Genomic DNA, 21,051 nt, shown 5'->3' on the forward strand with positions numbered 1-21,051 from the left:
CGTTTCTATTCTGCTTCGTCGACGACGCCGTTGCGCAAGGTGCCGATGCCCTCGGCGGCGATCTCGATGACATCGCCGGGCTTGAGATAGCGCGGCGGATCGAACCGGGCACCGGCGCCGGTCGGCGTGCCCGTCACGATCACGTCACCGGGAACGAGCGTCGTGAAGGTTGAGATGTAATTGATGAGATAGCGAAAGCCGAAGATCAGCCGCGACGTCCGGTCGTCCTGGCGCAGTTCGCCATTGACGTGCGTGGTCAGGCGGATGTCGGCGATCTGGCTCTCACTGGTGTAGGGCACGATCCAGGGCCCGAGGCTGCCGGTGGAATCGAAATTCTTGCCTTGTGTGACGTTGAACTTGGCGTGCCGCACCCAGTCGCGGATGGTGCCTTCGTTGCACAAGGTCAGCGCCGCGATGTGATCCAGCGCCTGGGCCTCGGGAATGTGCCGGCCGGCCTTGCCGATGACCAGCACCAGCTCGCCCTCGTAGTCGAGTTGCGGCGAAGCGCGCGGGCGCACCAGTGGCGCCTCGTGGCCGACGAAGGAGCGCGGCGTGCGCATGAACATCGACGGATATTTCGGCGCGTCCTGGCCGTCCTTGTACTCGGCATTGCGGTCGGGATAGTTGACGCCGATGCAGATGATCTTCTCGGGCGAAGGGATCGGCGGTTGCCAGGTGATGGCATCGACGCCGTGATCCGGCGACAGGCCGGCGGCGGCCTCGATCAGCCGGGACAGGGCGCCCGCGGCGATCACCTCCCGCAAGGTCGGATAGTCCTTCGCAAAGCGTGCGGAGAGATCGACGAGGCCGTTGTCGTTGACGAGGCCGTAGCGGACGGAGCCGTTGATCGCGTAGGTCGCGAGGCGCGGGGAGGTCATGGGCTGGTCTCCTTATACGCCGAGCCGCTGGATCTTGTGGGTGCCGCGCGCGAGCGAGACGTGCTTGGTCTCCATGTAGAAGTCGAACGAATAGTCGCCGCCGTCGCGGCCGATGCCGGACGCCTTCATGCCGCCGAACGGCGTCGGCAGATGGCGGACGTTCTCCGAGTTCAGCCAGATCATGCCGGCCTCCAGCGCGTCAGCGACGCGCAGCGCGCGGCCCATGTCGCCGGTCCAGACGTAGCCGGTGAGGCCATATTGCACGTCGTTGGCGATCGCGACCGCGTCGGCCTCGTCGCGGAACGGAATCACGGTGAGGAACGGCCCGAACACCTCCTCCTGCGCGACGCGCATGGTCTGGCTTGCGCCGGTCACCAAGGTCGGCTCGACATAATGGCCGCCGCCGGGGCCGGCGAACGGCTTGCCGCCGACGGCAATGATCGCGCCGTCCTGCCGCGCGACGTCGGCATAGGAGCAGACCTTGGCGAGATGCCGCTCATGGATCAGCGGCCCGATCTCCGTCGCCGGATCGAGCGGATGGCCGACCTTCAGCGCGCGCACGCGGGCGGCAAGCTTGGCCGTGAAGGTTTCCGCGATGCTCTGCTGCACCAATAGCCTGCTCGACGACGTGCAGCGCTCACCATTGAGCGAGTAGATCATGAACACGACCGCATCGAGCGCGCGGTCGAGATCGGCGTCATCGAACACGATCACCGGGTTCTTGCCGCCGAGCTCGAAATGCACCCGCTTCAGGGTGGGCGCGCCCTGCGCCATGATGGCCGAGCCCGTCGAGCTTTCGCCGACGAAGCCGATTGCCTTGATCGCGGGATGCTCGGTCAGCGCCTTGCCGGCTTCCTCGCCGAAGCCATGCACCGTGTTGAGCACGCCGTCGGGAATGCCGGCGTCCTTGGCGAGCTTCGCCAGCCATTGCGCCGTGATCGGGGACCACTCGGCCGGTTTGTGCACGACCGTGCAGCCCGCGGCGAGGGCGGGCGCGATCTTCCAGGTCGACAGCATGAATGGCGTGTTCCACGGCGTGATCACGCCGACCGGACCGATCGGCACGCGGGTGGAGATGTTCCAATGCTCCTCGCTCGGCGTGCTCAGGCCGTCGCGCGCCTCGGTGCATTTGTCGGCGAAGAAGCGAAAGTTCTCCGCCGCGCGGATCGCCGCCTTGGCCATGAAGCGATAGGCCTGGCCGGTGTCGATGCATTCGAGCACCGCGATGTCGTCGGCATGATCCTCGATCGCATCGGCCATGCGGTGCAGCAGCTTGCGGCGCATCGCCGGGGCCATCTCCCGCCAGGACCTGAAGGCCAGCGCCGCGGAGGTCGCAGCGCGATCGATGTCCTCGGCATTGCCACGCGCGACGGTGGCCAGCACGGCATTGTCGATCGGCGACCTTGTTTCGAACGTCGCGCCCGAGATGGCCGGCACAACCTCGCCGTCAATGAAATGACCGATGCCTTCGTCCTTAAGCTTCGCGAGCAGGGGGGCGGCGCGGTCGAGGTTGGCCTGGTAGATGTCGGCTTTGGGAGTGGCCTTATCCATGGGATGCCTCCGCTTTCAGGGCGTCGTGGATGTTGTTGCGCTTCCAACTGGTCGCGGCGTCGTTGATCTGCATGTCGAAGGACAGCGCGAATTTGCTGCCGGCGAAGACGGGATCGAGATGCGCCGAGAGCGCCTTGAACACGTGCTCACCGGCCTTTTGCCGCGCGGCAAGGTCGCGGCCTTCGCCGAGCCGCAGCAGCATGGCGAGAAAACCATAGTCCGGCTTGCCGTCTGCGACGGCATAATGCTCGCAGCGGATGGCACGGACGCGGATGCCGCCGATCGGGAAGATGCCGGTTTCGCTGGCGGCCTTACGAACGATCTCGCAAATCCCGGCCATGTCGACGCGGGCGTCGAGATTGGCGGAGTACTCGATGCTGAAATGCGGCATGGTGGTTCAGCTCCGGCAAGGGCGTCAGGCGAAATAGCAGCTCACCGTTCCATACGGACCGTAGTCGGCCTGGATCGTGTCGCCCTTGCGGGCCTCGATCGGCCGGATGAACGACCCGGCGAGAACCACCTGGCCTGGTTCAAGTGCAAGCCCGTGCGCTGCGATCTTGTTGGCGAGCCAGGCGACGGCGGTTGCCGGGTTGTTAAGCACTCCGGCAGCCAGGCCGGTCTCCTCCAACTGACCGTTCTTATAACAGAGGGCGCCCACCCAGCGCAGGTCGGTGTCGGCGGGCCGCAGCGGCCGTCCGCCGAGGACAATGCCGGCGTTCGCCGCGTTGTCCGCGATCGTGTCGAAGATCTTGCGCGTCGCCTTGGTCTCCGGATCGACGCGCTCGATCCGTGTATCCAGGATCTCGAGCGCCGGCACGACGAAGTCGGTCGCGTTGAGCACATCGAACAATGTGCAGTCCGGTCCGGCGAGCCGGTGCTTCATGACAAAGGCCAGCTCAGCCTCGATCCGCGTTGCAATGAAGCGGCCGGATGGCACGAGGCCGCCATCGGCGAAGAACATGTCGTCGAGCAGCACGCCCGAATCCGGCTCGTCGATGTTCAGCGCGTTCTGCATCGCCTTCGACGTCAGGCCGATCTTGTGGCCCTTGATGACCCGCCCTTCGCCGACCTTGATGTCGATCCAGGCTTTCTGGATCGCGTAGGCGTCGGCGATCGTGATCTCGGGAAAATCCTGCGAGAATTGCCGGATCTGACGGCGAGATTTTTCGGCCTGATCCAGGCGCAAGGCGCAGCTGTGAATCTGGTCGCTCGACAGCGGCATGAGAGGATCCTCGAGGAAACAGGTGGCGGCAGTTGATTAACATGTTAAGTTTATTGCCGCAAATCCAAACGGCGATTGCTGCAGTGCAAATATCGGAAGGCGGCCAGAGGGTGGCGATGAGCGACAGCAAGAAGGGGTTCAAGGATGCGCGCAAGGTCCCGATGCGCGACTTCTCGCAATCGCTGCCCATGGCGCTGCTGCGGGCCCGCGAAGCTGTCATGCGGCAGTTTCGGCCCAATCTGCGCGCGCATGGTCTGACGGAGCAGCAATGGCGCATTCTGCGCGCGCTGGCCGCCGTCGATGCGATCGAGGTCACGGAGCTGGCGCGTGTCGCCTTCCTGCTCGGTCCCAGCCTGTCCCGCATTCTGCGTGACCTGGAGGCGCGTGGCCTGATTCAGCGCGAGGTGGATGCGCGCGATATGCGCAGGGGCGTGCTGTCGATTTCCACGAAGGGGTTGAAGCTGATTGCGCAGGTTGCGCCGAACTCAGAGGCGATCTACGCCTCGATTGCCCGCCGCTACGGCGCGCGAAAACTTGCCGCGCTGCACAAAATGCTGGATGAGCTCGAGCAGAGCATCGGCGGCGATGGTGAGATGGTGTCGGATGCCGATGAATGACGTCGTGCAGAACCCGCGCAAATTCAGGCCTGATCAGTCCTTGCGCTTGGCAGTGACTTCAACAGTTTGATAAGAAGCGATGCAGTCGAGCGGAGATGGCGTTGCGTCGCAGGCATGGCAATCCATGCTAACTCTGTTTTCGCATGCTGATCGAACCCGCGAGTTGTCATGGTTACAATCCAGGTTGAGCGCCTCATCGACTTCGTTGCCGACGTCTTCGAACATGCCCAGTCTTCTCCGGAGGAGGCGCGCCGGATCGCAACCTATCTCACGACCGCCAACCTCACAGGGCACGACAGCCATGGCGTGATCCGGGTCCCCGTCTACATCCGCTGGCAGAAGATGGGTTCGATCGTCCCCAACCAGACGGCGGAGATCGTGGTCGATACGCCATCGCTGGTAGTGGTCGACGGCAAGTTCGGATACGGCCAGACGGTCACGCCGCAGGCGGTCAAGATCGGCATCGAGCGCTGCAAGACGAGTGGCCTGGCGGCGCTCGCGTTGCGCAATTCCGGCCATCTCGGCCGCGTCGGCGACTGGGCCGAAATGGCCGCCGCTGAAGGTCTCGTCTCGATTCACTTCGTGACTGCCGCGGGTTCTTTGTTGGTTGCGCCCTATGGCGGAGTGGAGAAGCGGTTCTCGACGGCGCCGTATTGCGTCGGCATTCCGCGTATGGGCCAGGATCCGATCGTGCTCGATTTTGCGACCTCGATCGTCGCCGAAGGCAAGGTCCTGGTGGCGAGCCGTGGTGGCAAGAAGTTACCGAAGGGAGCGCTGATCGATGCCGACGGCACCCTGAGCGAGAATCCTGCGGTGCTCTATGGTCCATATGAGGCCGAAGGCCCGCGCGACCACACCAAGGGCACGGGCGCGATCCGCGCCTTCGGCGAGCACAAGGGCTCGGGTCTCGCCTTCATCTGCGAACTGCTTGGCGGTGCCTTGACGGGCACGGGCGCGACCTCGTCCGGCCGGCGCTTTGCCAACGGCATGCTCGCGATCTACATCGACCCCAAGGTGGTCGATCCTGCCAACTTCTTCGATGGCGAGATCACCCGCTACACGGATTTCATCCGGGCGACGAAGCCGGTGGCCGGCGTCGATCACGTGCTGGTGCCCGGCGACGTCGAGCGCAAGACGCGGGCCGATCGCACGGCCAATGGTGTGCCGCTGCCTGACGACACTTGGGCAGCGATCGTTGGGACGGCCCGCGAGGTCGGCGTGAGCGAGGTGAGCATTCAGCGGGCGACGTCATGATCTCCAGAGATTGCCGGTGGCGCGGCGCGGCATGTGAGCGGGATTGCATCGCGCTCACGCATCGAAGAACGAGTTTGAACAACGTAGACTGAACAACCAGGGAAGGAAACGAAGTCGTGGCGAACAACAAGGTCAAGCAGCTCTGGGCCGAAGGCAAGACGGTGGTGAATGCCTGGCTCGCGATTCCCTCGGGGTTCTCCGCCGAGGTCGTGGCGCAGTGCGGCTTCGACAGCGTCACTGTGGACATGCAGCACGGCGTGCAGGACTATCTCTCGATGGTACAATGCTTCCAGGCGATGCACGGCCATCCGGTGACCCCGATGGTCCGCGTGCCGTGGAACGAGCCCGGCATCATCGGCAAGGTGCTCGACGGCGGCGCCTATGGCGTGATCTGTCCAATGGTCAACACGCCGCAGGAAGCACGCAATCTCGTGTCCTACTCGAAATATCCGCCGAAGGGCGTGCGTTCGAACGGCCCGATCCGCTCCGGCATGTATGGCAGCGCGGGTGAGTATCAGAAGACCGCCAATGACGAGATCGTGCTGCTGCCGATGATGGAGACGCGGACGGCGGTCGAGAATATGGAGGCCATTCTCGATGTCGAGGGCATTGACGGCGTCTATATCGGCCCGTCCGACCTCGGCTTCTCCTACGGCCTCGTGCCGAAGCTCGATCGCGACGAGCCCGAGATTCTCAAGATCTATGAGAAGATCGTGAAGGAATGCGGCAAGCGCGGCCTCAATCCGGGCATCCATTGCAGCGGCGCCGAGGGCGCGGTGCGTGCCATCAACATGGGCTTCAAGCTCGTGACACTGTCGAACGAGGTCGGCCTGATGCAGGTCTATGCCCGCCAGCAGGTGGCGCAGACGCGCAAGGAATCCGGCGGCAAGGCCTGAGGACGAATACCGAAGGGGGAGAGCGAATAGGGGTGTAGATCATCCGCTATTCGCACCTCGCCCATCGCATGTCTGTTTGTAACTGATGAACTCAACGAGAGAGACTGCCATGGCTCCCGCTCCCGTCATCCGGCTTCATCCCGAGGACAGCGTGCTGATCGCGCGCGCCAGCCTTCCTCCGGGGCTTGCGGTGACGGAGGGAGTCGTGACGGTCGACCGCATACCGGCGGGGCATAAGGTCGCAGTGCGCCCGATCGCGCAGGGCGAGCCGATTCGGCGCTACGGTCAGATCATCGGCTTCGCCACGGCGCCGATCGCGCCCGGACAGCATGTTCATACACAGAACTGCGGCATGGGTGATTTCGCCAAGGACTACGCCTACAGCGTCGACGTCAAGCCGACGCCGAATTTCGATCTTCCTGCAACCTTCGAGGGCATTCGTCGCCCCGACGGCCGGGTCGCGACCCGCAACTATATCGGCATCCTGACCTCGGTGAATTGCAGCGCCCATGTCGCTGGTCTTGTGGCCGATGTCTTCAAGCGGAATCCGTTTTCCGGCGACGATCCGCTCGCCGACTATCCCAACGTCGACGGCGTGGTGGCGCTGACGCACAAGACCGGCTGCGGCATGACAATGGACGAACCGCTCAAGCTGTTGCGGCGGACGCTCGGCGGCTACGCGCGGCACGTGAATTTTTCGGCGGTGATCGTGCTCGGTCTCGGCTGCGAGGCCAATCAGATCGGCGGTCTGATGGAGGAGCAGAAGCTCGCCGGCCGGCTGCGCGCCATGGACATCCAGGAGGTCGGCGGCACACGCAAGACCGTCGAGGCCGGCATTGCCTTCGTCAAGGAGGCTCTGGCGGATGCCAACAAGGTGAAGCGTGAGACGGTTCCGGCGAGTGAGCTGACCGTGGCCCTGCAATGTGGCGGCTCCGACGGCTACTCGGGCATCTCGGCCAATCCGGCGCTCGGTGCCGCGAGCGATCTGCTGGTGCGGCACGGTGGCACGGTGATTTTATCCGAGACACCTGAGACATATGGCGCCGAGCACCTGCTCACTCGCCGCGCCGTGAGCCGCGAGGTCGGCGAGAAACTCGTCTCTCTGATGCGCTGGTGGGAAGACTATACCGCGCGTGAAGGCGCCGAGATGAATGCCAATCCCAGTCCGGGCAACAAGGCCGGGGGTCTCACGACGATTCTCGAAAAGTCGCTGGGCGCGATGGCCAAGGCGGGCAGCACCAATCTGGTCGACGTGCTGCATTACGCCGAAGCCGTCACCAAGAAGGGTTTCGTCTTCATGGATACGCCCGGCTACGACCCCGTCGCAGCAACGGGGCAGGTGGCGGGCGGAGCCAATCTCGTCTGCTTCACCACTGGACGTGGCAGCGTGTTCGGCTGCAAGCCGGCGCCGTCCATCAAGCTTGCAACCAACACGCCGATGTACAAGCGGATGGAAGACGATATGGACGTCAATTGCGGCACGATCCTGGACGGCGAGGAAAGTGTGCAGGAATGCGGCCAGCGCATCTTTGAACTGATGCTGAAGACCGCGTCGGGCGAGCCGACCAAGAGCGAGAGTTTCGATTTCGGCGGCGCCGAGTTCGCGCCCTGGGTGCTCGGCGCGACCATGTAGCTCGATCAAGCCGGTCAGTTGCGGAACCGGAATGATGCCGGTCGTATCACGTGCCGGCATCTGATCACAGCTGAGATCGTCATTTAGCTGAGACTGGATCGCAACTGCGATCAGATAACCGGTCGAGAGCGCCGCATGCTTCTCGCGCTCACGCGCGTGCGACAGCGGCGCTGAACGATTTTACCGCTGGTGGCCCAGACCGATGCCGAGCGCCAGAGCCTTCTGGCGGAGCGAGCCTTCAGTCCGCTTCATCGCCTTGGCGATCTTGGCAACCGGGGTCTTGGATTTCGAGTGCTGCTTCAGCAGCTTGATGTCGGCCGGCGTGTAGGGCTTGCGCGCCAACTTCTTGGTAGCTGCCTTCTTAGCTGTCTTCGCCACTTGATTCTCCTCTTGGCAATGGCCGTCCTAAATAGCACGTGTAGTCGAGCTATCAAGCGATTGCGGCGGGTGCAACGCTATTAGTTCTTGTTAGTTCATTTTTCGCGGTTAACCCCAGATATGGCAAAGTGGTCAATCTTCCGTGAGTATTTGTACGCGCGCCTGTGGACAACTCCGCTGGAACACGGAGGTCGTACTTGTTTGTTCTTCTCTCGTTCTATGCGATGAGGCGGGATTGGGTCGCGCGACCGCCGAAAAAACGACCGGTACGTGCAGAGAACACACATGATCGGGTTCGGATGAGGCCGCGGGCGGTCGTGAATGCCGGGTTTCGAGCTTACGGCAGTTCAATAGGCAGCTGTGCCCGTTGTTAGTGCTTGATCCCTGAGCACGGCAATGTTCTGCTCAAAAAAGTTGCTGGAGCGCTGAACCCACGTGTCAATCTACGTCGCCTTACATCACGTCACCCATTATAAGTATGATCGTCCGGTAGGGCTTGGCCCGCAAACCATCCGACTGCGTCCTGCACCACATACCAGGACGCCGGTTTTGAGCTATTCGCTCAAGGTCACGCCGGCCAACCATTTCGTGAACTGGCAGCAGGATCCGCAGGGCAACTGGCTCGCCCGCTACGTTTTTCCAGAGAAGGTGAACGAACTGAAAATAGAGGTGGATTTCACGGCGCAGATGACCGTGATCAATCCGTTCGATTTCTTTGTCGAACCCTATGCCGATAGTTTCCCGTTCGCCTATCCCGAGGGACTGAGGACGGAACTCGCTCCCTATCTGGAGACGACCGAGCCCGGGCCGTTGTTCGCGGAGTACTTGAAGTCGATCCCGCGCGAGGCTGACAACACTGTCAACTACCTCGTCGACCTCAATGCCCAGTTGCAGAAAAAGATTCGCTATATCATCCGTATGGAGCCTGGCGTTCAGACGCCGGAAGAGACGCTGTCCTCCGCCGCCGGCTCCTGCCGCGACTCCGCCTGGCTGCTGATTCAGACGCTGCGTCATCTCGGCCTCGCCGCCCGCTTCGTGTCGGGCTACCTGATCCAGCTTCGTCCCGATATCGATCCGGTCGAGGGGCCGGTGGAGGTGGAGAGCGATTTTACCGATCTGCATGCCTGGGCCGAGGTCTATCTGCCCGGTGCTGGGTGGATCGGTTTCGACGTCACCTCGGGCATGCTCGCCGGCGAGGGCCACATTCCGGTGGCGGCCACGCCGCATTATCACTCGGCGGCCCCGATCAGCGGCAGTGCCGGAATTGCCGAGGTCGACTTCGCGTTCGAGATGAACGTGAAGCGTATTCGCGAAGCGCCGCGGATCACACGGCCTTTCTCCGATGACTCCTGGGACAAGCTCGACCGTCTTGGCGAAGCGGTCGATGCTGATCTCGCCGCCCATGACGTGCGCCTGACGATGGGCGGCGAGCCGACCTTCGTGTCGATCGATGACATGGAGTCGGCGGAATGGAATACGGCCGCGGTCGGTCCGACCAAGCGCGGGCTCGCCGACAGCCTGATCAGGCGGTTGCGCACGCGCTTCGCGCCCGGTGGTCTGCTGCATTATGGCCAGGGCAAATGGTATCCAGGCGAAAGCCTGCCGCGCTGGGCATTCGGACTGTACTGGCGCAAGGACGGCGAGCCGATCTGGCGCAATGCGGACCTGATCGCGAGCGTAGACGGTCCGCGCATGGCGACCGTCGTCGACGCCGAGCGCTTTCTGGAGACGACGGCCGAAACACTCGGCCTGGAGCCGGACTACGTCCTGCCAGCCTACGAGGACCCCGCGCATTGGCTGCAGAAGGAGGCCGCGCTTCCTGAGAACGTCGATGCGCTCGATTCCAAGCTCGCCGATCCGGAAGAGCGCGCGCGCATGGCGCGCGTGTTCGACGAGGGGCTGCATATTCCGCGCGGCTTCGTGCTGCCGATCCAGCGCTGGAATGCGAGGCCCACGCGCTGGCGCAGCGAGCGCTGGGGCCTCCGGCGCAAGCGGCTGTTCCTGATCCCCGGCGACTCGCCGCTCGGTTTGCGGCTGCCGATCAATTCGCTGGTCTACATCCCGCCGGAGGATTTCCCGTATATCCACGAGCAGGATCCGATGGAGCAGCGCGGCCCGCTGCCGGTCTACGCGCAGGGACGCCCCGTGATCGTGCCGCAGGTGCCGCCGCTCAAGGCGCTCGATCGTCCGCCGCAGCCGCAGCAGGACGTGCAGTATCAGTACTGGGGCGGCCTCGGCGTGCGCACCGCGATGTCGGTCGAGATCCGCGACGGCATTCTCTGCGTGTTCATGCCGCCGGTCGAAACCATTGAGGATTATCTGGAATTGATCGCCACGGTTGAAGCGACGGCCGAGGCGATGCAGATCAAGGTTCATGTCGAAGGTTATGCGCCGCCGTTCGATCCGCGCATCGACGTCATCAAGGTGACGCCCGATCCGGGGGTGATCGAGGTCAACATCCAGCCCGCGCAGACCTGGCGGCAGGCGGTGGACATCACCTTCGGCCTCTATGAGGACGCGGCCAAGGTGCGGCTCGGCGCCAACCGCTTCCTGATCGATGGCCGTCACACCGGGACCGGCGGCGGCAATCATGTCGTCGTCGGCGGCTCGTCGCCGCCGGACTCGCCGTTCCTGCGCCGGCCGGATCTCTTGAAGAGCCTGGTGCTGTATTGGCAGCGGCATCCGGCGCTGTCTTATTTGTTCTCCGGCATGTTCATCGGGCCGACCAGCCAGGCGCCGCGCATCGACGAGGCGCGGCACGACAGTCTTTATGAGCTGGAGATCGCGCTCGCCAATGTGCCCGCCGCCGGGCAGAGCGTGCCGTTGTGGCTCGTCGACCGCCTGTTCCGCCATCTGCTGGTCGACATCACCGGCAACACGCACCGCTCGGAGATCTGCATCGACAAGCTGTATTCGCCGGAAGGACCGACGGGCCGTCTCGGCCTGGTCGAATTCCGCGCGCTCGAAATGCCGCCCGATCCGCGCATGTCGCTGGCGCAGCAGCTTCTGATCCGCGCGCTGATCGCCAAGCTCTGGCGCGAGCCGCAAGGCGGCAAGTTCGTGCGCTGGGGCACGGCGCTGCATGACCGATTCATGCTGCCGCACTTCATCTGGGAGGACTTTCTCGACGTGCTGGATGAGCTGCGCTCGTCGGGCTACGATTTCTCGCCGGACTGGTATCAGGCCCAGCTCGAGTTCCGTTTTCCGACCTTCGGCCGCGTGCAGCATGGCGGCGTGACGTTGGAGCTGCGCCAGGCGCTCGAGCCGTGGCATGTGCTCGGGGAGGAGGGCGCGGCCGGCGGTACGGTCCGCTATGTCGATTCCTCGGTGGAGCGGCTCCAGGTGAAGGCCGAAGGCTTCGTCGAAGGCCGCCATCTCATCACCTGCAATGGTAGGAGGATGCCGATGACCCTGACAGGCCGCTCGGCCGAGGCCGTCGCGGCGGTTCGCTTCAAGGCCTGGCAGCCGGCCTCCGGTCTGCACCCGACCATTCCCGTGCATTCGCCGCTGACGTTCGACCTGATCGACACCTGGAATGGCCGCTCGCTCGGCGGCTGCGTCTATCACGTCGCCCATCCCGGCGGGCGCAACTACGACACCAAGCCGATCAACTCCTACGAGGCGGAGGCGCGGCGGCTCGCGCGATTCCAGGATCACGGCCACACTCCCGGACGAATTGCGATGCCGCCGGAAGAACGCACAAATGAATTCCCGATGACCCTCGACTTGCGCAGGCCGAACCTGCATTGATGGAAAGGAGCGTGCGCGGAGGATCAGGGTATGGACGGCCGGAGCGGCCAGGACCAGGGAGCGAGCCCCGCCGCCGGTCGGCCGGCGGTACGCCCTCCCTTGCGCCGCGCTGCCCAATGGGCCCGCGACTATGCCCGGCTGCCGGGAATTCCCGATGAGTTCATCGGCGCCGACGGCCAGCCTCGGCCGGTGTGGACGCGGTTTGCCGACACGTTTGCGGCGCTCGCGCCGACCGACATCGACCGCCGCTTTGCCTCGGCCGATCGGCATCTTCGCGAAGCCGGCGTCACCTATCGCGCGCCGGGCGACAACGCCGAGAGGTCCTGGGCGCTCAGCCATCTGCCGCTGCTGATCGACGAGACGGAATGGGCGCAGCTGTCGCAGGGCATCGTCCAGCGGGCCGAGTTGCTGGAGCGCGTGCTGCAGGACATCTACGGCGAAGGCCGGCTGATTGCGAGCGGCGCGCTGCCCGCAGCGGCCGTCGCCGGCTCGAGCGAGTATCTGCGTCCCGTCTGTGGCATCAAGCCGCCGGGCGGCCGCTTCCTCAGCGTCTATGCCGCCGACATCGGTCGGGGTCCCGATGGGCGCTGGTGGGTGCTCAGCGACCGCACGCAGGCGCCGTCGGGCATGGGCTACGCGCTGGAGAACCGCCTGGTGCAGTCGCGCGCCTTCTCCTCGATCTACAAATCGATGAATGCCGAACGGCTGGCGCCGTTCTTCGAGGCGTTCCGCGACTCGCTGCGTGCCAGCGCCGATCGCGACGAGCCGCGGATCGGCGTGCTGACGCCGGGCAGCTTCAGCGAGACCTATTTCGAGCACGCGACGCTTGCGCGCTATCTCGGCTTTCTGCTGGTGGAAGGCGACGATCTCGCCGTCAGCGGTGACCGCGTGCACATCCGCACCGTCGCCGGGCTGAAGCGCGTCGACGTGCTGCTGCGCCGGCTGGATTCCAACTCGCTCGATCCGCTCGAGCTCGACGCCGCCTCGCGGCTCGGCGTCGCCGGCCTGATGGACGTGGTGCGCAAGGGCGGCGTGGTGATCGCCAACATGCCGGGCTCCGGCGTGCTGGAGGCGCGCGCGCTGCTCGGCTTCCTGCCGAGCCTGTCGCGGCGCGTGCTCGGCGAGGATCTCAAGATCCCGCACATCGCGACCTGGTGGTGCGGCCAGAAATCGGCGCGCGACGAGGTGCTGTCGCGGCTCGACGAGCTCGCCATCGAGGGCGCCTATGGCCGCGCCGTGCCGGGCTTTGCGAGCAGCGGCCCGCTGCTCGCGGGCGAACTGTCGGCGGCGGAGCGCGAGCGGCTGCGCGCGGCGATCATCCAGCGCGGCATCGACTATGTCGGCCAGGAGGTGGTGCGGCTGTCGACCACGCCGGTGTGGGAGGACGGCAAGATCGCGCCGCGTCCGTTCGTGCTGCGCGTGTTCGCGGCCGCGACGCCCGATGGCTGGACGGTGATGCCCGGCGGCTTCTGCCGCATCGCCGACAAGCTCGATGCGCGCGCGGTGTCGATGGGTGACGGCGCGAGCGCCGCCGACGTCTGGGTCGTCGGTGACAAGGCGGTGGCGGCGCGCAGCCTGCTGCCGGGCTCCGACAATGTCCGCATCCGCCGCATCGCCGGCGTGCTGCCGAGCCGGGCCGCCGACAATCTGTTCTGGCTCGGCCGCTATCTCGAGCGCGCCGAGGCGACGTTGCGATTGATCCGCGCGCTTGCCGCCCAGCACCGCGATCCCGGCAAGGGCTCGCCGGCGCAGCTCAACACCGCCGAGCGCATCCAGCGGCTGCTGCTCGCCTGGGGCGCCATCGCGCAGACCTCGCGCACCCAAGGGGCGCGCGTCGCCGACGAGGCGCTGCAGGCGGAGGATCAGTTCGGCTCGGCGCTGTCGCTGTTGAAGTCGGCACAGCGCACCGCGATCTCGCTGCGCGAGCGGCTGTCGCCGGATGCCTGGCAGGTCATCACCGAGATGTCGAACAGGCTCGCGCAGGACGTCGACGACGACGAGGCCGCCGTGAGCACGGCCGAGCTGCTGCTCGAGAAGCTCGCGAGTTTCGCCGGTCTTGCCCAGGAGAACATGAACCGTGCCGCCGGCTGGCGCTTCCTCGACATGGGCCGCCGCGCCGAGCGCGCCATCAACACCGCGCGCTTCGCGCGGCAGTTCGGCTATGACGAGGCGACGCCGGAAGATCTCGATGTCCTGCTCACGCTGGTCGATTGCCAGATCACCTATCGCTCGCGCTATCTGATCGGGCCGTCGCTGGCGCCGATCCGCGATCTCGTCGTGCTCGATACCTACAATCCGCGCTCGGTCGCTTTCCAGATCCAGGCCCTGAGCGAGCATATCGCAGGGCTGCCGGTGCTGAAGGAGAACGGCTTGATCGAGCGGCCGCAGCGGCTCGCGGTCTCGCTGGGCGCACGGCTGACGGCGGCGGAGGCCGCGCATCTCGACGGCCGTACGCTGTTCGCGCTGGAGCAGGACCTGCTCAATCTGTCGGAAGCGATCGGCCAGCACTACTTCCCGCACGGCCCCAATGCGACGCGGCCGGAAAAGCTCACGGGCCTCGCGTGATCTACGACATCCGACATGTCACCACCTATGAGTATGAGAGCGCGGTGAGCTTCGCGCGCTGCTCGCTGCGGCTGGAGCCGCTCAGCGGCGACGGTCAGGAGCTGATCTCGCACAGCGTCGACATCCGGCCGCGCCCCTCGGAGCGCACGGCGCGCCGCGACTTCTTCGGGACGCTGACCGAGAGCATCGTGATCGACACCCAGCACCGCCATCTGCGGATCGATTCGCGCTCGCGGGTGAAGCTGTCGCGCAAGCCGCCGGAGCGCGATGCGTCGAGCGCGACCTGGGAGCAGGTGCGCGACGCCGCGTTCGAGGCGACGAGTCTCGGCCCGTCGTCGCCGATCGGCTACGTTTTCGAAAGTGCGCTGGTGCCGGTGCTCAAGCCCGTCACGGACTACGCGGCGGCGAGCTTTCCGGCCGGCACCGGCATCCTTGCAGGGGGCGCCGACCTGATGCGGCGCATCCGCAAGGAGTTCAGATACGATCCGAAGGCCACGGTGATCTCGACGCCGCTGCGCGAGGTGTTCGATAATCGCCATGGCGTCTGCCAGGATTTCGCGCATGTCATGATCGCCGGCCTGCGCGGCCTCGGTCTGCCCGCGGCCTATGTCAGCGGCTATCTGCGCACGATTCCGCCCGAGGGCCAGCCGCGGCTGCAGGGTGCCGACGCGACGCACGCGTGGGTGTCGCTGTGGTGCGGCGAGGCGCTCGGCTGGATCGGCTTCGATCCCACCAACGATCTCGTCGTCGGCAATGATCATATCATCCTCGGCATGGGCCGCGACTTCTCCGACGTCTCGCCGGTTGACGGCATCATCGTCGGCTCGCCCAAGCAAAAGCTCGGCGTCGCCGTCGACGTCGTGATGGTCGAGTAGGGCGGTTCCCGGAGCGGGAACGAGCGGAACATTTCCACTGCATCTCACTTGACCCGCCCGAGGGGCTTGAACCGGGGGCTGGCTGACCCTTTCGAGCGATGGAGTGATCGACATGAAGCGCGTTGCAATCATCATGGGCCTCGTCGGCGCCTGTGTGGCCGGCTCGGCCTTGGCCCAGCCCAGCGTCAACCTCACCGGCACCTACCGCTGCATCCAGATGTGCCGCGACGGCATGATCGGCGCGCCGGCCTTCGTGACGCAGAACGGCGATGCCGTGAACCTGACCACCGAGACCGGCGAGTCGCTGCAGGCCTGGCCGGATTGGAATGCGCCCAACAGCAGGCTTTGGATCGACGCGCGCGACGAGAGCGCGGTGTATTCGCCCGACGGCATGCGCATCCAGTTCGACGACGGCCGGGTCTGGCAGCGCGACCTGCCGCCGCCGCTGATCGTCCAACGCGGGCCTGTGGTGTACGGGCGGTAAGCTCTCGCAATGACGCTCAGCCCGTCGTCCTCGTCTGCACGCATATGCAGGTGACGTCGTGAAGGTAAGGGGCGAGCAGTTTGCGGCTTAACCGGTGTCGTCCCGGCGAAAGCCGGGACCCATAACCACCGCCGTCTGTTGTGCGGCGTGCTGGCAACTCCGAATGTGCCTTGCACCACGGCCTGTCGGGTATGGGTCCCGGATCGGCGCTGCGCCAACGCTGTCGCGTTGGCGCAGCTTGTCCGGGACGACAGCGGTGTTTGTTGTGCGACTCTTGCGGGGTCAGCTGCGAATTCTCTCCCCGATTGCGCTGTGCCGTAAGCCCCCGCTGTCATCGTCCACGAAGACGGGCGATCCAGTATTCGCAAGCAGCTGTGATGAATCGAGATGCCGCGGCGTACTGGATGCCCGCCTGCATGGGCATGACGGGAAGATGGGGTCGCGGTCTCGCGACACATGCCTATCGGTCGCTCGCGAGCGTCAGCAGGCGCGCCGCTGCAAACAATGCTCGCGGCCCTCGACATCCGTCCGGAACGACTCGATGAAGCCGCCCTGGCGCTGGGTCACGTACACCGTCTTGCCGTCGCTGCCGCCGAAGGCGAGGTTGGTCGGCTCCTTGGCCTTCAGCGCGATCTCCCTGACGATGCGGCCATCGGGCGTGAGCAGGGCGATGCTGCCTTTCAGGATGCGGGCGACCAGCAGGCGACCGCTGATATCGGTGCGCAGACCGTCGATCGTGTTCGGCTCGAACCTCGTGATCAGCTTCGCCTGCGTTAGCGCCTCGCCTTCGATCGTGTAGGACCAGATCTCGCCGCTGTTGGATTCGCCGACATAGAGCGTGCGGCCGTCGGGGCTGAGGTCGATGCCGTTGGTGGTGCCCATCGCCCGCGGCGCGGTCATCGCGACGCCCTGCATTGTCCCGTCGGCGCCCTGCGCGATCCGCCAGATGCGGCCGCTGCGCGCCTTCCAGGCCGGATCGCTCGCGTAGATCGCGCCGTCGCGCGCCAAGGTGATGTCGTTGGGCTGGCTCATCTCGTCGGCGTGGAACACGGCGCGGGGCTCGGTGGTGCCGGGCGCGATCGCGAAGATGGTGTGCTTCTTGTAGTCCGCGATGAACATCGTGCCGGCGGCGTCGATCCGGATCGCATTGCCGATGCTGCCGTCGGGCAGCTCGGTGAATTTTTCCGAGGCGGTCGCTTCAGGAGCGAGCCGGCCGATGGTGCCGGGCTTGCCGAGATTGACGACGTAGAGATTGCCGTCGCGATCGACGGCCGGACCCTCGATGCCGAAAGTGTATTCGCCGAAAGGTGTGAGCTGCGTGCTCTCGAACAGCTTTGGTGCGGCGAGGGCCGGCGTGGCGACGAGCGCGACAAAACACGCGAAGCGTAGGGTGGGCAAAGGCGCGAGCCGGCGCAGCCAACGTCCAGGCATGGTCTCCTGCGCGCCGTGCCCAGCATCGCGCGCGCCGGCGACCGCGGTCGGTGGGCACGCGCCGCCTGCCGCGGTCGCTTTGCCCACCCTACGATACACGCGCGTCTCGTCAGAGCGGCGCCAGGAACTGTTGTTGCATGTAATAGCCATTGTCGTCCGTGCAGGCGCCGTTGAGATGAATGTCGGCCGGCCGGAAGAAACGGCTGAAGCCGGGCTTATTGACGGCAGACCGCTCCGTCACCACGACGACCTTGCCGAACGGAATCTCGCCGCAGTCGCGGCCGTCGGCAGCGAAGAATTTCCGTTGCGGCGGGCCGCCCGGCTTGACCCGCATGCGGCTGCCCGGAACCATGCGGGCGACCAGGTCGTCGGCGATGTCAAGCAGCCTGGCATAGCCGGGTTCCGTCTTGATCAGGCTCGCGCCCGGCGGCATCTGCCGCTCCTCGCCGAGACCGCGCAGGCGCTGCCGCAGCCGGCCGGCGTCGGGATCGCCGGGATAGATCCAGCCGTCCTGCGCCAGCAGGAAACGCAGCACGGCCCTGTCCTTCTCCGGCTCGGATTGTCCGGCCTTGATGCCGAAATCCGAATGGCAGCCGCTGCAATGCCTCTCGACCAGCTCCTTGCGCAACATCGTCAGGCGCGCACGGCTCGCGGCATCGTTGGTCACGAACGCAGCCAGCTGATCGATCAGCTGCTCGCTCCTGCCGTCGCATGGCAGCGGATCGGGCGCGGGCTCGCTGGAGCGGTCGATGCGGATCACGGTCTGGTTCTTGTCCTCGACCAGCCAGAGCGCGCCGTCGTCGGCAACTGTCATGCCGACCGGGGCGCCCTGCGGCCGGACGCCGTTGACGCGATGCCAGCCGGTGATGATCTCGTCGAAAGCAGCAGCGGGTGCAGGACCGGCCGCCGTCTGGAAGGCGCGGGTCGGCTCCGCCGCGCAGCTGACGTGATAGCGCACCGGCGCCGGGCTGACGACGGGGAAGCCGTGCTCGTCGATCTCATAGGCCAGGAGCCGGCTGCCGGTCGGACGATAGCCGTGCAGGCCGACGAGCAGCTTGCCCTTGAGCTGATCGAGGCGGTCGCTCGTGTAGTAGAGCATGCCGAGCGGTGCGCCATGCGGCGGCAGCAGCGACCAGGGCTGCTGATAGCGTGCGGTGGCGTTGCAGAAGTCCTTGTAGGGACCGGCCTGCAGCACACGCTTGAACTCGGGGCTCGGCGTCTTCAGGTCGTAGCAATACGGCCAGCCGTAATGGCGGCCTGGCTCGATGGCATTGATCTCCTCGTTCGGCGCGAACACGTCCTGCAGGTCGCGGGCGTTCTCCGCTTGCAGGAAGGCCGTGCCGGGATCGGGAAAGCGCGGATGCAGCGCGAGCGCCATCGAGTTGCGCAGACCGCGCGCGAACACCTCATGCGGCGGATCAGGTTCGCCGGATTTCAGCGCCGGAAAGACGCCGCCTGCGGGCGGCGTGAACAGCCAGATGGCGGCCAGCGGAGAGGCGCCTTCACCAGCGGTGCAGGGCTTTGTGATCGCCGTGGGCAAGAGGCAATTATCGCTGTGCGAGCCGATATTGACGAACAGCCGACCCGTGCGGTCGATTGCAAACGCCTTCAGCGGATGCGCGCTCTCGGCCACGCTCGTGCCGTCCGGCAGCTTAAGCCGGCGTCCCGGCAGGTCGCGGACGACGGTTTCGATCGTCGCCCTCGGATTTGAGGCGAGCGGATCGAAGCGGAAGATCGCGGTGTCGGTGGAGGCGTAGATTTTTCCATCGCGGCCGGCGGCGAGCCCGAACGGATAGGAGAGCCGCGTGATCGCTTCGCGCAGGCGCTGTCCCGCGGGCGCCGAGGGATCGAGGATCAGCAGCCGGCCGTCGTCATGGCCCCAGCCGCCCATGTCGGCGATCACGAACAGCGGCTTGCCCGGAATCTGCACGATGCCGCGTGGAAATCTCAGGCCGTCGTCGCGGCTGGCGGCGAGACCCGCGCAGAGACCGGCCTTCATGTCGATCCTCAGCCGTGGAAAGGCAAAAGGGGCCTCGCCGCAGCTTGCTGCGGTCAGCGCATAGCCGCTCTTCAAAGTCAGGTCGTCGGCCCGGCCGTCGGATGCGCCGATCAGCAATGAGGTCACGACGGCAGCAACAAGGCGCCATGGCGTCATCTGACATGCTCAATGAGTCAGTTGGTATTGCACGATGTAGGCGAGAGCGCCGGCGAAATAGCCGAGCAGGGCGATGAAGCTGATACGGCGCACGTACCAGAAAAAGTGGATGTTCTCGAGCCCCATCGCGGCGACGCCTGCGGCCGAGCCGATGATCAGGATCGAGCCGCCGGTGCCGGCGCAATAGGCCACGAATTCCCAGAGGAAACTATCCGGCGGATATTGGCCAAGGCCGTACATGCCCATCGAGGCCGCGACCAGCGGCACGTTGTCGATGACGGCGCTGGCGAGGCCGAGCACGATCACGATCAGGTCGAGCCGGCCGACCGTGCGGTCGAGCCATAGCGCCAGCGCCTGCAGGATGTGGGTGTGCTCCAATGCCGCGACCGCGAGCAGAATGCCGATGAAGAATACGATCGAGGGCATGTCGATTCGGGTCAGCGCATGCACCAGCGTCAGGCGTTGCTTCTGATCGGAGGCTTTCTCGCGATGAATGATCTCGCCGACCATCCATAGAATGCCAAGGCCAAACAGGATCCCCATGAACGGCGGCAGGCCAGTCGCGGCCTTGAACGCCGGCACCAGCACCAGCGCGCCGAGGCCGAGCGCGAACATCAGGTTGCGCTCGAACGGCAGGATCGGACTGATCGTGGCGCGGCCGGCGCTGACCGGCGGCTCCAGCTGCTTGCCGCGCAAGCCGAAGCTGACCACGGTGAGCGGCACCACGAGGTTCAACAGCGAGGCGATGAACACCGATGTCATGATTGCGACCGGTGTGATCTGGCCGCCGATCCACAGCATCGCCGTGGTGACGTCGCCGATCGCCGACCAGGCACCGCCGGCATTGGCGGCGATCACGACGATCGCGGCGAACACCAGCCGGTCCTCGTCGCGGCCGGACAGCTTCTTCATCAGCGACACCATCACGATGGCCGTCGTGAGGTTGTCGAGCATGGCGCTGAGGAAGAAGGTGACGAAGCCGACCAGCCAGACCAGCGCGACCTGGCTGCGGGTGCCGATCAGCGAGGTCACGACCTCGAAACCGTTATGCGCGTCGATGACCTCGACGATGGTCATCGCGCCGATCAGGAAGAAGATGATCTGCGCCGTGGACGCCACGGAGTCGTTGAGCTCGCCTGCGACCTGAGCCGCTGCGCCGCCAGCGAGCGCATAGATCGTCCACATCAGGCCGGCGCCGACCAGGGCGGTGGCCGCCTTGTTGATCCGGAACGGGTGCTCCAGCGCCACCACGGCATAGGCGAGGGCGAAGACGGCGACGATGGCCGTGGTCATTGCGGGAGGTATCCGGTCATGGATCTCGGCGGGGCAAACGGCTGCCCGAAGGTATGACCGATCGGCGCC

General features: G+C 65.5%; 16 protein-coding genes. 8 read left to right on the plus strand and 8 right to left on the minus strand.

What is annotated here, in order from left to right; all coding sequences use genetic code 11:
- Positions 1 to 5 precede the first annotated feature (5 nt).
- Genes BRADO_RS12155 through hpaH form a run of 4 tightly spaced genes read right to left on the minus strand, consistent with a single transcriptional unit; the run spans position 6 to position 3,651 of the window.
- Entirely contained in the window at positions 6 to 878 is an 873-nt protein-coding gene (locus tag BRADO_RS12155) for a fumarylacetoacetate hydrolase family protein (RefSeq protein ID WP_011925620.1), read from the minus strand.
- Positions 879 to 890: 12 nt separating this feature from the next.
- Positions 891 to 2,429, minus strand: a complete 1,539-nt coding sequence (hpaE, locus tag BRADO_RS12160; protein ID WP_011925621.1) for a 5-carboxymethyl-2-hydroxymuconate semialdehyde dehydrogenase — start codon at positions 2,427 to 2,429, stop codon at positions 891 to 893.
- Positions 2,422 to 2,820: a 5-carboxymethyl-2-hydroxymuconate Delta-isomerase gene (locus BRADO_RS12165; RefSeq protein ID WP_011925622.1), complete on the minus strand. Its 399-nt coding sequence runs from the start codon at positions 2,818 to 2,820 to the stop codon at positions 2,422 to 2,424. The genes hpaE and BRADO_RS12165 overlap by 8 nt, the downstream gene beginning before the upstream one ends.
- A gap of 24 nt (positions 2,821 to 2,844) precedes the next feature.
- Entirely contained in the window at positions 2,845 to 3,651 is an 807-nt protein-coding gene (gene hpaH / locus BRADO_RS12170) for a 2-oxo-hept-4-ene-1,7-dioate hydratase (protein ID WP_011925623.1), read from the minus strand.
- A 116-nt stretch (positions 3,652 to 3,767) separates the two neighbouring features.
- On the opposite strand from hpaH, the gene hpaR reads away from it, so the two are divergent.
- The 4 genes from hpaR to BRADO_RS12190 all read left to right on the plus strand — a co-directional run bounded on the left by hpaR (position 3,768) and on the right by BRADO_RS12190 (position 8,051).
- Entirely contained in the window at positions 3,768 to 4,268 is a 501-nt protein-coding gene (gene hpaR / locus BRADO_RS12175) for a homoprotocatechuate degradation operon regulator HpaR (RefSeq protein ID WP_041757478.1), read from the plus strand.
- 168 nt (positions 4,269 to 4,436) lie between these two features.
- Positions 4,437 to 5,522 (plus strand): malate/lactate/ureidoglycolate dehydrogenase, encoded by a 1,086-nt coding sequence (locus BRADO_RS12180; protein WP_011925625.1) that lies wholly within the window; start codon positions 4,437 to 4,439, stop codon positions 5,520 to 5,522.
- Between the two features lie 116 nt (positions 5,523 to 5,638).
- Positions 5,639 to 6,418, plus strand: a complete 780-nt coding sequence (locus BRADO_RS12185) for an HpcH/HpaI aldolase/citrate lyase family protein (protein ID WP_011925626.1) — start codon at positions 5,639 to 5,641, stop codon at positions 6,416 to 6,418.
- Between the two features lie 109 nt (positions 6,419 to 6,527).
- Complete coding sequence (locus BRADO_RS12190; protein ID WP_041756421.1) at positions 6,528 to 8,051, plus strand: UxaA family hydrolase; 1,524 nt, start codon at positions 6,528 to 6,530, stop codon at positions 8,049 to 8,051.
- A 180-nt stretch (positions 8,052 to 8,231) separates the two neighbouring features.
- On the opposite strand, the gene BRADO_RS12195 is transcribed toward BRADO_RS12190, so the two are convergent.
- Positions 8,232 to 8,429, minus strand: a complete 198-nt coding sequence (locus BRADO_RS12195) for a hypothetical protein (RefSeq protein ID WP_008964013.1) — start codon at positions 8,427 to 8,429, stop codon at positions 8,232 to 8,234.
- A gap of 435 nt (positions 8,430 to 8,864) precedes the next feature.
- Between BRADO_RS12195 and BRADO_RS12200 the strand changes: the two genes are divergently transcribed.
- The 4 genes from BRADO_RS12200 to BRADO_RS12215 all read left to right on the plus strand — a co-directional run bounded on the left by BRADO_RS12200 (position 8,865) and on the right by BRADO_RS12215 (position 16,103).
- Positions 8,865 to 12,179, plus strand: a complete 3,315-nt coding sequence (locus BRADO_RS12200; protein WP_011925628.1) for a DUF2126 domain-containing protein — start codon at positions 8,865 to 8,867, stop codon at positions 12,177 to 12,179.
- A 30-nt stretch (positions 12,180 to 12,209) separates the two neighbouring features.
- Positions 12,210 to 14,744, plus strand: a complete 2,535-nt coding sequence (locus BRADO_RS12205) for a circularly permuted type 2 ATP-grasp protein (RefSeq protein WP_011925629.1) — start codon at positions 12,210 to 12,212, stop codon at positions 14,742 to 14,744.
- Positions 14,741 to 15,619, plus strand: coding sequence for a transglutaminase family protein (locus BRADO_RS12210; protein ID WP_011925630.1), 879 nt, complete (start codon positions 14,741 to 14,743; stop codon positions 15,617 to 15,619). The genes BRADO_RS12205 and BRADO_RS12210 overlap by 4 nt, the downstream gene beginning before the upstream one ends.
- Positions 15,620 to 15,722: 103 nt before the next feature.
- The gene (locus tag BRADO_RS12215; protein ID WP_011925631.1) at positions 15,723 to 16,103 is read left to right on the plus strand and encodes a hypothetical protein; all 381 of its coding nucleotides are present in this window, start codon (positions 15,723 to 15,725) and stop codon (positions 16,101 to 16,103) included.
- 480 nt (positions 16,104 to 16,583) lie between these two features.
- On the opposite strand, the gene BRADO_RS12220 is transcribed toward BRADO_RS12215, so the two are convergent.
- From BRADO_RS12220 to nhaD, 3 genes are all read right to left on the minus strand, one after another.
- On the minus strand, positions 16,584 to 17,534 hold the full coding sequence (locus BRADO_RS12220; RefSeq protein ID WP_011925632.1) for an SMP-30/gluconolactonase/LRE family protein: 951 nt from the start codon (positions 17,532 to 17,534) through the stop codon (positions 16,584 to 16,586).
- 109 nt (positions 17,535 to 17,643) lie between these two features.
- A complete protein-coding gene (locus tag BRADO_RS12225; RefSeq protein ID WP_011925633.1) occupies positions 17,644 to 19,689 on the minus strand; it encodes a sorbosone dehydrogenase family protein in 2,046 nt (681 codons plus the stop codon).
- Between the two features lie 9 nt (positions 19,690 to 19,698).
- Positions 19,699 to 20,982, minus strand: a complete 1,284-nt coding sequence (nhaD, locus tag BRADO_RS12230; RefSeq protein ID WP_011925634.1) for a sodium:proton antiporter NhaD — start codon at positions 20,980 to 20,982, stop codon at positions 19,699 to 19,701.
- Between the last annotated feature and the right edge of the window lie 69 nt (positions 20,983 to 21,051).

Origin of the sequence: Bradyrhizobium sp. ORS 278 (assembly GCF_000026145.1) — a bacterium.
In the GTDB taxonomy this organism is placed as follows: Bacteria; Pseudomonadota; Alphaproteobacteria; order Rhizobiales; family Xanthobacteraceae; genus Bradyrhizobium.